At 52.2% G+C, this 12,536-nt stretch carries 9 protein-coding genes; 1 reads left to right on the forward strand and 8 read right to left on the reverse strand.

The features are described 5' to 3' along the window. The first annotated feature begins 47 nt into the window (after nt 1-47). The gene (locus HQN87_RS04785) at nt 48-1,847 is read left to right on the forward strand and encodes an alpha-glycosidase (RefSeq protein ID WP_173128553.1); all 1,800 of its coding nucleotides are present in this window, start codon (nt 48-50) and stop codon (nt 1,845-1,847) included. Between the two features lie 102 nt (nt 1,848-1,949). On the opposite strand, the gene HQN87_RS04790 is transcribed toward HQN87_RS04785, so the two are convergent. The 8 genes from HQN87_RS04790 to HQN87_RS04825 form a co-directional block, all read right to left on the reverse strand. Continuing rightward, a complete protein-coding gene (locus HQN87_RS04790; RefSeq protein ID WP_173128556.1) occupies nt 1,950-2,129 on the reverse strand; it encodes a hypothetical protein in 180 nt (59 codons plus the stop codon). 100 nt (nt 2,130-2,229) lie between these two features. Further along, entirely contained in the window at nt 2,230-3,069 is an 840-nt protein-coding gene (locus HQN87_RS04795; protein WP_173128559.1) for a carbohydrate ABC transporter permease, read from the reverse strand. Nucleotides 3,070-3,092: 23 nt separating this feature from the next. Then, complete coding sequence (locus HQN87_RS04800) at nt 3,093-4,028, reverse strand: carbohydrate ABC transporter permease (RefSeq protein ID WP_173128561.1); 936 nt, start codon at nt 4,026-4,028, stop codon at nt 3,093-3,095. A gap of 17 nt (nt 4,029-4,045) precedes the next feature. Next, nucleotides 4,046-5,959, reverse strand: a complete 1,914-nt coding sequence (locus HQN87_RS04805) for a GH32 C-terminal domain-containing protein (RefSeq protein WP_173128563.1) — start codon at nt 5,957-5,959, stop codon at nt 4,046-4,048. A gap of 95 nt (nt 5,960-6,054) precedes the next feature. After that, on the reverse strand, nt 6,055-7,674 hold the full coding sequence (locus HQN87_RS04810; RefSeq protein ID WP_173128565.1) for a response regulator transcription factor: 1,620 nt from the start codon (nt 7,672-7,674) through the stop codon (nt 6,055-6,057). A gap of 5 nt (nt 7,675-7,679) precedes the next feature. Continuing rightward, nucleotides 7,680-9,461, reverse strand: coding sequence for a cache domain-containing sensor histidine kinase (locus tag HQN87_RS04815; RefSeq protein ID WP_173128567.1), 1,782 nt, complete (start codon nt 9,459-9,461; stop codon nt 7,680-7,682). Nucleotides 9,462-9,551: 90 nt separating this feature from the next. Further along, the gene (locus tag HQN87_RS04820) at nt 9,552-10,880 is read right to left on the reverse strand and encodes an ABC transporter substrate-binding protein (RefSeq protein ID WP_173128569.1); all 1,329 of its coding nucleotides are present in this window, start codon (nt 10,878-10,880) and stop codon (nt 9,552-9,554) included. Between the two features lie 189 nt (nt 10,881-11,069). Further along, a complete protein-coding gene (locus tag HQN87_RS04825) occupies nt 11,070-12,506 on the reverse strand; it encodes a glycoside hydrolase family protein (RefSeq protein WP_173128571.1) in 1,437 nt (478 codons plus the stop codon). Between the last annotated feature and the right edge of the window lie 30 nt (nt 12,507-12,536).

Here is a 12,536-nt window from a genome sequence, read left to right on the forward strand (position 1 = left end):
TTCACTTCAAAATATACACTCACAACACGTACCAGGGAGGAATTCTTATGGCTCTTAGCAGACAAGCAGTGGCATCAACCTCACCCGGCTCCTCCATCGAGCTTGGATGTCTCCATCATTCTTCGCATGGGAGATGGGCGTATGCGTATAACAAGGACACCTTCCACTTAAGAATCCGCAGCAAAAAGAATAATGTTGACCGGGTATTCGCGCTGACAGGCGACAAATACGACTGGGAGCATCATCATCAGGAGCTGAACATGCTCAAGGTAGCTACCGATGCCTATTTTGATTACTGGGAAGCTGAGATCACCCCCGAATTCAAACGTTTCTCCTACGGCTTCCGGCTGGAAACGGATACGCAAACCGTATGGATGCTCGAATCGGGCTTCTATACAGAAGGGCTGCCTGCGCCTGCCGGAGGCTACTATGAAATGCCTTATCTCCATGAGGTGGATCTGCTGCAGGTTCCCGAATGGGCGAAATCTGCGGTATTCTATCAGATCATGCCTGACCGGTTCGCTAACGGAGATCCGGCGAATGATCCCGAAGGTACGCTCGAATGGGGTGAGCCCCCGGCCTATGACAGCTTTTTCGGCGGAGACCTGCAGGGAATGATTGACCATCTGGATTATATTGCAGAGCTGGGCGTAACGGCCCTGTATCTGACACCTATCTTCCAGTCTCCCAGCAATCATAAATATGACACCGTTGATTATGGAACCATCGACGCAAACTTCGGAGATCTGGACAAGCTTAAGCAACTCGTCGGGCTGGCCCACTCCAAAGGGCTTAAGGTCGTTCTGGATGCTGTCTTCAATCATACAAGCTCTGAATTTGCCCCGTTCAAGGATGTTCTGGAGCACGGGGAGGATTCCAGGTACGCGGGCTGGTTCCATATCCATGATTATCCTGTACAGGTGGTGGACGGTAAGGCCAACTACGATACCTTCGGCTTCTTCAGCGGCATGCCCAAGCTGAACACGGCCCACCCGGAAGTCCGGGATTATCTTCTCGATATCACCAAATACTGGCTTAAGGAGGTACATATCGACGGCTGGCGGCTGGATGTGGCCAATGAGGTGGATCATAGGTTCTGGAGGGACTTCCGCCTCGCGGTCAAGGAAATCAACCCGGAGGCGTTCATCATCGGCGAGGTTTGGAGCGACTCCCTTAGCTGGCTGCAGGGCGATCAGTTCGATTCTGTGATGAACTATCCTTTCTCTGACAGACTGCTGAAGTTCTTCGGGACCGACGAGGAGGTTGATCCCGGGACCTTCGCTGCTCAAATCTACGGGCTGCTCATGCGTTATCCCCGGCAGGCGAATGAAGTCCTGTTCAATCTTCTGGCGAGCCATGATACCCCAAGAGTGCTTAACCGGCTTGGCGGGGACAAGCAACGGCTGAAGCTGGCGGTCACCTTCCTCTTCACCTTCACCGGTACGCCGTGCATCTTCTACGGAGACGAGATCGGACTTACCGGCGGAGACGACCCGGACTGCCGCAAATGCATGATCTGGGAAGAGGAGGGGCAGGACCGGGAGCTGCTGCATTTCTATCAGGATATCATTGCCCTGCGCAAGGAGCATGAAGTGCTGCGCACCGGTCAGTTCCGCTTCCTGCAGAGTGATCCGGACAGCCGGGGCCTCGTATATGAACGCTGGAATGACAACAGCCGCATTACTGTCTGGATGAACAACTCCAGCAGTCCGGTCACTCTCCAGCATTCATTCAGAGACCAGCACCGTTGGCAGGACGCCTTCAGCGGTGAGCCGGTGGAGATGGACGGTGAGCAGATCAGCCTTACGCTGGCGCCATTCGAATACCGCATTTTACACAGCCAATAAACTGCAAGAAACCCGGGGAATTCTGCTGACAGTTCGGCAGGTCCTCCGGGTTTCTTTAGGTTCAATTGCTTCTTATAGACGGACCCCGGGTCTGCTTCCGGGCTATGCGCTCTGAGTGGGTTTCTTGCGTATAGTTGTGAGTTCAAAAGCCTCTTTTGGAATCCCCAATTCTTGAGCCTTCTTCTTTTTAATTACCATGGCTTGTTGTAAGCTGGTGGCTTGAAATTCAATGGTGGTGCCAAGCGGCTCCTCAAATGCATAGTAGCTTTTTTTATTGGACATTAACTTAGGGCCTCCTCCTCTTATTCACAAATAGTGTGCGTTCCCTCTTAGAGAACTATTCGCGAAGACAGCCTTTAAACAAGCTGTCCCATAAGTGGCATTACCCTTTCACACCGGACATGGTAATGCCCTGAATGTAATAGCGCTGCAGGAACAGAAACAGGATCAGGATCGGAACCGTGGAAATGGTGCTTGCGGCAAGAATCTTAGACCAATCGGTTCCTTCCACTGAGGAGAACGTGGCAATGGCTACCTGGATCATCTGTTTCTTTTCGTCATTGATAACGATTAGAGGCCACAGATAGGAATCCCAGTTGCCAAGAAAGGTCATCAGCGCAAGGGTGATCATCGGCGGGACAGCCGCAGGCAAGACAATACTGGAGAAGGTCCGGGTCATCGAGGCTCCGTCGATTTTGGCCGCCTCCAGAATCTCATCGGGAATCTCCGCGAAGAACTGCCGCAGCAGAAAGATTCCGAACACAGACAGCATCGAAGGAATCACCAGCGCCTTATAAGAGTTCAGCCAGCCGAAATAATTCATCAGCAGATAGTTCGGGACCAGCGTTACTTCACCGGGAATAATCATCGCTGACATGAACAGGGCGAAGACAATCGCTTTGCCCCGGAAACGCAGCTTGGCAAAAGCGAACGCCGACATCGAATTCACCAGCAGCACCAGCAGGGTTACAATCCCTGCAACAAACAGTGTATTCGCGATATAGCGGAGAAACGGGTTGCCTTCACTGAAGATAACCTCTTTGAAGTTAGCCAGCGTTGGCTGGACAGGAACGAACAAATGAATATTCAGACTGGAGGAGTACTTGAACAATTCCTCATATGGGCGTAGTGAACCCGAGATCATCCAGAGGATTGGAATAATTGAAATAACAGCCAGAACGGTCATCACCGTATACTTGGCAATGCTTGCAAAGCGGTTCATGTGGATACCTCCTAGTAGTCTCATTAATGTTCCGCGTTCCGGAACAGTCTCATTTGCACGAGCGAGATGGCGAGAACAATCGCGAACAGAATAAAGGCGGCAGCGGTGCCGTAGCCCATCTGCATCTGCTGGAAGGCCATTTTATAAATATAATAGACTGCGGTTTCGGTAGCCCCGTTGGGTCCTCCACTGGTCAATACAAACACAAGGCCGGACAGCTTAATGGCATCAATGGTCGTCATAATCACCACGAAGGCCGTGGTACGGTTGAGCAAAGGAAGCGTAATGCGGAAGAACTGCTGTATTTTGGTAGCACCGTCTACCCGGGCCGCCTCGTATAAATCTTGCGGAATGTTGTTCAGTCCAGCCAGGAAGATAATCATGAAAAAACCTACGCCTTTCCATATTCCCAGCATGATCACACCGTTCATCGCCGTATCCGGGTTGGACAGGAAATTGGTAGTGGGCAGATGAAGTGTCTTCAGCACATTGTTCAGAATCCCGAATTCCTTGTTGTAGATCAGTTTGAACACCGTTGCGGCCACTGCCGTAGAAATGACTACCGGAATGAAATAGAGTGTGCGGAACAGACCGGTAAGCTTGAACTTTTTCTGGATTAATAGTGCCAGGCCCAGTGAAATCGCGGTCTGAATCGGAATCACTACGATGGCAAAATGAAACGAATGCCTGAGACTGGCCAGGAAATCCCTGTCCGTCATCAGAGACTTGTAATTGTCCAGCCCGATGAAGCTGCGGGTCGATCCTACCAGGTTATAATTCTGAAAGCTGATCACAAAGGCTTGCAGCATCGGATAGAACACAAAGATGAGCAGCAAAGCAAAGGAAGGCAGCACGAACCACCAGGCGGTTATTTCTTCTCCCCGCAGAAACCGGCGGGGCTTTTTGCTGGATGGGGCAGTTTTGGAGGCAGACTCAGCTGCCGCTGTAACGCTTGTCATGATCTTTTCACTCCATTTCAATCCGGTTTATAGACGTACACGTTCATTACGGCATAGATTTGCCCGCCCGGGGCAAGGGCTTTAATCTCCGTCTGGCCTTCCTTCAGCCCCTTTACGACAGCGGATGTTCCGGCACGGCTCTCCACCTGTGCAACGGCCTCATCACTCGACACCCAAGTAAGATCCTGGGGAGCTGTTAGCGGAACGACCGCCGCTGCCGCTTCCACAGTGCCGCCAAGCGGAACATCCACACTAGATTGGCTAAGCAGGACTCGAAGCGGTTCCGAGCCGTCAGGCTCCTCATTCCGCCATACACTGGCCATCGGATACATGACGGCCTGGTCCAGCATCACATCCCCTTTTTTCACATACAGCTCCAATCCATTGCTGGTAGCCTCCGGGAAAAGAATACTGGAAACCACAGTCTCGCCGTCTGCGCCGAACACCTCCAGCGTCGATTCATCCACATAGATATGCAGCCTGACTTTACCATTCACCGCTCTTAAGGGCGCCTGGACCGTTTCGGCAAACCCGGCTTCAAATGAACTGTCGCCTGATTGGGTTCGATCCACCGTTAGCGTTGAATTCGCGTTGTTATACGATATATTGGTCTCCTGATCTGCACCTTTTCTCAGTTTGATTCCGAATTCCGCCTCCCCCTTCACGGTGAACTCGGTATCGAGTTCATAGGAGGTCCCGTGCAGACCGGCCAGTGGATTGCTGCCTGGCTCTAGCCGCTGGGGTTCCAGCTTGACCGCTTGGCCACGCAAGGCTTCCAGCTCTTGCACCGGCTGCTGGACGAGGCGCAATCCCTCACCGGGAATGTCGCGCAGCTTCAGCTCCCGCGGCAGCGACAAATTCCCTTTCCACGGAGCGCTTGGCATCGAGAACGGATAGCGCCAATTGGACATCCAGCCGGCATAGATCCGGCGGCCGTCACTCTGCGGAATATCCGAGTAGGACACTGCGGCGTAGAAGTCTTTTCCGTAATCGGTCCACAGCACTTTGGAGGGCTCATTCCCGTTCTTGAATGTCTGTCCGTCAAAGCTGCCGATGAAATATTGCGCCGCCGAGCCACGGGTTGAGCTGTTATTGCCGATGCTGAGCGCCAGCACCCACCGGGTCTCCTTGCTGCCTTCCACGGGAAGCTCAAACAGATCCGGACATTCCCAGACGGCGGCGTGTGAGCCCTGATCGGCGCCGAATTCGCTCGTCATCTGCCAGGTCTTCAGGTCTGGAGAGGAATAGAATCTCACCCGGTTGTCCACCGAGACAACCATCACCCAAGCGTGCGAAGGCTCATGCCAGAACACCTTGGGATCTCTGAAATCCTTCAGTCCCGGATTAGGAATCACGGGATTGCCCTCATATTTGATCCAGGTGCGTCCTTTATCAGAACTGTACGCCAGGCTCTGCGACTGCATTCCCCCTTTGAAATGGGTGAAGATCGCAACCAGTCCTGCTTCACCGCCAAAAAAACCGCTCGTATCCTTCCAGTCCACCACGGCGCTGCCTGACCAAATCTCCCCGAGCGAATCGCGCAGGAGCGCTACCGGCAGATGCTGCCAGTGGATCAGATCCGTGCTGACGGCGTGACCCCACTGGCCGCTGTTCTGGTAGAACTGGTGATATTCACCTTCGAAATAAACCATTCCATTCGGATCGCTCATATTCCCGCTTTCCGGCGACAGATGATACTGCGGGCGGTATAGCTCCGTGTAGTAATTGGGATCATCAGAAAACTGAAAGGCTGCAGGTTCAGTATTAGAGATCGCATTGGACGGAGTTTTAGAATCAGAAGTATTGCTGCTATGATTGCCGTTGCCGCCAATAGTGCACCCTGCGATAACCAGCAGTACTACAGCCGCACACGCCAGTTTGCTTATAGTTTTGCTCTCTTTATGCGCTTGCTTCTCCCCGGAAACATTCATGCTGCATACTCCTATTCCTTGTTTGGTTGACACTATTGTAGCTGAACGGCCAGAGAAATTATTTCAATATGATCGGCTCAGAAGTTGTGATGTTCTCAGGGGTGATTCTTCAAATACCATTCACGGTATTCCTTGGGGCTTTTGCCGCTGTTTTTCTTGAAAGAGGTACTGAAATAGCTGGAACTGGAATAGCCGACAAGCATGGCGATATCGGTCAGCTTCAGTTCGTTCTCTTGCAAAAGCTGCTCCGCCTTGGTCATTCTCAGCTTGGTGACATAGTCGCTGAACGTAATGCCCACATGCTGCTTGAACAGCCCGGATAAATAGGTCTCATTCAGATGAAACATTTCGGCGAGGGAAGAAAGCGCCAGCTCGTAAGAGAAATTCTCCTCCACGTATTTCCTGACCGCTTCGACCATATGCTGTCCGCTGGAGAAGCGGAGCTTCTTCACTTCGCCCATGACAAGCTGCGCCAGCTCATCAATCTGCCCCCGCACGCCTTCACGCGACTGGTAATCGGCAATGGTCATCTGACAGTTCCACAAATACTTCTGCAGCGCGGAGCCGCCGAGCTCGAACTTTTTGGCGATGGAGCTGAACATCAGCAGCATCCGCAGGGCCAGAAAGGTAAAAGCAAACATCGGCGTATCTCTTTCGCTGTTGAAAATAGTGTCAAGCTGCTGGCGGAAGGTGCTCATGTCCAAATTCTCAATCGCCTGCACCAGCTTCCGCTCCACCTCCGGGGTAAAAGCCTGCATAAGCTCCATCACTTGGCTCCGTTCGCCCGTTCCATCTTTATACACGGTGTTTTGGCTCCAGGACAGCATGCACGAAGCATAACCGTTCTTCAGCCGCTTGAGTCCATTCACTTCCTCGCCAATCCCCGTCACACATTCCAGCTTCAGATAACTGGCGATGTTTCGCTTCAGCTCTTCTACGAACCTGTCCGTTCGATCGGCATACTCCGGCTCCGGCTTCATAATAATCAGCAAATACATCATCGCGGAATTGGCAACATCGCTGAATGGATAGATTCCTTTCCGCTTGGCAGCCGTCTCCCGGCATAACATCTGAAAAGCCAAATTGAGCAGATCCCGGCGCTCCAGCCGGTCCGCCATCCGCCCCGCCGGCACTCTCATCTCCACAGCGACAAACTGCAGCTTCAGATCATCCGCTGTCAGCGGGGTCAGCTGGAGCTGCTGCAGCCGTTCCTTGATCGCCGCCAGGCTGTACCACTCGTCCTTGACCATTTGCAGCAAAAAATTCTCCTGCAGCAGCCGCAGCTGCTCATTTTTCTGCAGCAGAGCCTGCCGTGAGGCCTGCAGTTTTTGTTGCTCTTGTCTAATTTCTTCACCCAGCTTGCCAAGCAGCTCATTCAGTTCTGCGCGGGCTACCGGCTTCAGCAAATAATCCTTCACTCCAAGCTGTATGGCCGATTTCAGATAATCAAAGTCAGAGTATCCCGACAGCACAACCGTCCTCAGCAGCGGATACTTCGTTTTGCAGATACGGATAAATTCAATGCCGTCCATCTGCGGCATACGGATATCGGAGATGACGAGCTGCGGCAGCGGTCCCTGCTCCAGCAGCTGCAGCGCTTCATTGGCGCTTGAGGCCTCCGAGACCACCCGGAAGCCGGCGGCTTCCCAGTCGATTTTGGCTTTGATACTGTTGCGGACCCCCTTCTCATCATCCACCAGCATAATGTCATACATAATAATCACCTCTCTATCAGCGGCAGCTTCAGTGTAATAGTTGTTCCTGTATTTAGCTTCGAATCAAGCACGGCTTCAAACTGTCCGCCGTAATACAGACGGCAGCGGGAGAGCACATTGCGTAGTCCGATGCTGTCCCCTTTATGATTTAAGATTCCCACACTGTCCCTAAGCTCCGTATCGGCAAGAATGCTGGCGATCAGTTCCGGTGTCATTCCTGAACCGTTATCCTGAATCTGCAGGTGCAGGCGCTCTCCACACACACTGGAGGTGATCGCCACTTCGGCGATTCCCCCTTTTTCCAGGCTGTACTTCACCGCATTCTCCACCAGCGGCTGCAGAATGAACTTGGCGATGAGCAGCTGATCCGCGGCGGAATCCTCCCGGACCTCCACCATCAGATGATCCTCATGCCGCAGCTTTAGGAGGAACAGGTAGTCACGGATATAGCCAAGCTCCTCGCTGACTTGTACCAGATCCGTATCGAGACTCAGCGAATAACGCATCATTTTACCCAGCGCTTCCGTAGCGTCCATGACCAGATCCTCCCGTTTCATCGCCGCCAGACCGCTGATGATCTCCAATGTATTGTTGTAAAAATGCGGATTGATCTGCAGCAGGAGCGCTTTGTATTCGGCATTTTTCCGGCGCAGATTGGTCTCGAATTCCGTCTCGATCAGATACTTCAGCTGACGGGTCATCTGCTCAAATACACCGGCCACATAGTCCACTTCGCTCTGCCGCGATCTAACCTTGGGCATATCCTTCATCGCCAGCTCGAACTGCCCGTTTCTCACATGCCGCATGGCCCGGGCCATGGCACTTAATGGCTTCGTTATGCCGGTAGAGAGCCACAGCGCCACAATAATGACAAGGATCAGCAGCACAAAGCTGGCAAGGAGCAGCGTTTCTTTGAGCCTGGTGATGGTCGCATACAGCTCCGCCTCCGGCACCTCGCCGACGATCAGCCAGTTCTGTGCAGGCAGCCTGCGGTAAAAGAACAGATAGTCGGTCCCCCCTTGGTGAAGCGGGAAAATGCCGCTGGTCTGTCCACCACTCTGTTTCTGCACAGTAGCAAGCCCGTCTCTAAGCAGCCCCTCAGCTCCTGTCAGATCCTGATTAAGTACACTGAGGCCTTCAGCCGTCAGCAGGAAGGCTTTGCCGCTTTTACCGAAGCTGATTTTATCCAAATCCTGGCGCAGCAGCACCGTAGGATAATTGAGTTTGATTACTCCAACATCCTTAAAGGACTGGAGCTGCACCAAAGGAAGCACAAGACTATTGATCTCGCGCGAACGTATGCTGTCGTCGGCCTGATCCTTGTCCTTATGAGCCTGCGTCCAGCGTACGTCCTGCTCCTTAAACTGGCTGTACCAACTGCTCTTCAGGTAGCTCAGGTCCTGGGTCCATAACCCGCCCTTTCCCTCCGCAAACGTGGAAATGGAAATCACATTCGAATTATTGATCGCATAAGAGGATAACAGCTCCCGCAGCTTTTGCTTGGCCAGATACTTGTCCCCATTGGTGCTCTCATCGTTCAGATCGGCGGTTATCCATTCCTGTGTGATGTCGCTGCTCAGCACCTGGTTGCCCATATCCTCAATCTGCGTCAGCAGTGTGCTGACATGGGAGGCAAATTGGTCTATGGTTTGCAGTGTGGAGGTCTGGGTAGATTTACGGATCTGCTCCGACGATTCCTTGCTGAGGATGAAGACAACCGCCGTAATCGGAAGGATCAGCAGGATCGAAAAAGCCCACATCAATCTGCTGCGTAACGAGTAGAACATGACAACCGCACCCCTTACTACAAGTGGAAACGGCTTAGCCGCCCTTTGGTTAAAGGGCGGCTGCCGTTTCTGTAATGTTTGGAAATTGTATTATTTTTGCGGCAGATCTGCATATGCCTTGTCAATTTTTTTGATGGCGTCGGCAATGGCTGCATCCGCGTTGCGTCCGGCGATGGTCACTTCCTCAATCATCTTGTTTACCGCTTCGGACATTTGCGGGAAGACCGGTGTAATCGGACGCGGTCTGCCGAATTTCTGATTCTGTACGACAAAGATATTCTTCGGATATTGACCCAGCTCAGGGAACTCGTTGGCTACCGAATAGCGGGCCGGAATATCTTTTGTGATGGAGCAATAGGTCTTAGCCCCTTCAGAACCCGTCACCCAGTTTACAAACTGCCAGGCAGCATCGGCATTCTTACTCTTCGAGGAAATGGCCAGCGACCAGCTTCCGTTCGCGACAGCCTGCTGGGTTTCCTTCGGAAGCGGGGCGATATCATAATCTTCACCTAATTTGAAATTAGGGAACTTGTCGGCATAATTGCCCAGTGACCAGGAGCCGTCCACCGTCATCGCCAGCTGGTTGTTCGGGAACGGATCTGGCGGGTATTCCAGGGAGGACACTTTATCTTTATTATACAGGTCGGAGAAGAATTGCAACGCCTTTTTGGTCTCCGGCTTATCCAGGTAACCTTTGGAAGTTGTTCCATCCGGGCTCATGATCTCGCCGCCAAACTGCCAAATAATCGGATATTTAAAGTAGGCTGCTGTTCCTGCATTACCGAAGCCCTGCGCCGGATCAATGCCGTACACGCCTTTGGCCGGGTCGTTAAGCTTTTTAGCTGCATCCAGCACCTGATCCCAAGTCCAAGGCTCTTCCGGGTTCTTGGAGGGAAGAGGAATTCCCTTCGCTTCAAACATTTTTTTATTATAAAAAAGAGCAATGGAGGATTCGGTGAGCGGAGCCATGTAAATTTCATTATTATAGGTGTACGTGGCAATGGTCGATTTCGGAATATCCTCCAGGTTGCCATTCTTCTTGAAATAGGCGGTCAGCGGCTGTAAAGCACCCGCCTGGGCGTAAGATGCCATATTCGGGCCGTCGACGGCCATAATATCAGGGGGACTGCCCGAAGCAATGGATGTTCTCAGCTTGGTATCGTAATCGGCATACGGAATCGGACTCATCTCAACCTTTATATTAGGATGTGCTTCATTAAATGAGGCCACCAGCTTGTCATAGGCTGAATTCTCGGCGTCATTGCCCGAGTTTCTCCAGAATGTGAGCGACACCTTCTCTTCTTTGGGTGCCGACGAACTTCCCGCCTCCGGCTGCGCGTTATCCCCTTTGCTTCCACATCCGGCGAGCAGTCCGCATGCCAACATTGCGCTTAGTACCACTTTACTCTTACTGTTCAATAATGCCCTCCCCTTTCATCTACTGTCTACTGTCTGCGCTTACAACTGAATATTATCAAACATGCCCGATGATAAAATTCATTATTCTCTGCACTGAGCTTTTAAAATGTTCGGTATTTCTATCTAATACTAAAAAACCTCCGTCTGCCATCACAAAGTGGCAACCGGAGGTTCTTTTGAATTATTATTTTAAAGTGTTGCCTCAACATTTCCTCTGATCTCAACATTTGTGAATACCGCTTCGCCGTTCTCAATGAACAGGCCAGCGCCCCCAGTAGGGAAATCATAGGCTCTGGCGGCCAGCGCAACATCATTGGCATAGGCGACAATGATGTTGCCGCTGATGATCACCTTGATCCGGACCGGCTCCCCTGCCTTGAGGGAGATTGGACGTTCTTCGATGTAATGATAATCATCGTGGAATTTGTTCGAACGATCGAACAGGAGTCTCCCCCTCTCAGGCTCTATACGAACCTGGCACCATTGTTCCAGCTTGTCTCCACCCGTGTGCAGCATCCAGCCAAAGGCACCGGTTCCCGGCTTCCAGTCTACATCCACCTGGAGCAGAGCTTGCTGTGGAAGCTGCACGAGCTCCTGCCAACCAAAACCATAACGCTCAATACCCGTGATGCGGGTTGTCCCGCTCCATTCACCCAGATGGACCTCGGGGTCAAGCACCAGCGGGCGGTCGAAGGACTGCTCCACCGCCGGGACCGGCATCACGCCAAGCGTCCCATCCGGGCGCTGCACCAGCTCATGAACCAGTACACTGCCTCCCCATTGATACTTGGCATTGTCATCCATGTTCATCCGGATGCCCTGCCAGCCCACCAGATAATGGCGTTCCCCGTCGGTTACGGTCTTAGCTGCATAGAACGCCCGTCCGTCAAACATATCATCGAAGCTTGGCGTGATCCATGGCCCATCGGGGCTGTCAGACATCCGGTAACGGGTCTCCCACCAGCGGGTCAGGTTGGAGAAGATCATATACCATTTATCGCCGATCTTGAAGAAGTCGTGACATTCCTGGGAGTCGAACATGCGGGGGGCGTACAGCTTCTTGCTATGCGTCCATTCGTTCAAATCCGGAGAAGTCATGATATGGGTACAGCTGCTCCGGTGGAGCAGTTCATCCTTCTCGGTCGCCGTCACGGCCAGCCAGTAAAAGCCTGCTTCTTCATTCCAAAAGGCATGAGGGTCACGCCAGTGCAAATTGCCGTAATGCTCCACATCCGGTGTCACAAAAAAGTCAGGATCAAAAGTCCAGCTTCTGAGATCTGTGCTCGTTGCCCGCATCAGCACCTGCTCGAATTTCCCTTCAATATCCTTATGCCCCTCATTAAATGCCGAGAAATAGAAATGGAAGACGCCGTCGCGGTGGATGACACTGCCGGTGCCGATATGCCAGTGCTGATCTTCGGGACTGCCGCAAATGAGCGCGGGCTCCGGGTCGGTATAGCTTACGAAATCCTTCGTGGTGGTATAATAAATACAGAATTTATATAAATAGAACAGGTAGTAAACACCCTCATGGTAAAATGGCATAAAGTCCCCGCATACGTCGGTACCAGGCATCGGCACCCGTTCCTTTTCTGGCATAAAGAAAATATGTCTGCTGCCCTTCATTAAAAATTCCTCCTCGGGAAATATTGAATA

Origin of the sequence: Paenibacillus tritici, assembly GCF_013204885.1 — a bacterium.
Lineage (GTDB): Bacteria > Bacillota > Bacilli > Paenibacillales > Paenibacillaceae > Paenibacillus_AQ > Paenibacillus_AQ tritici.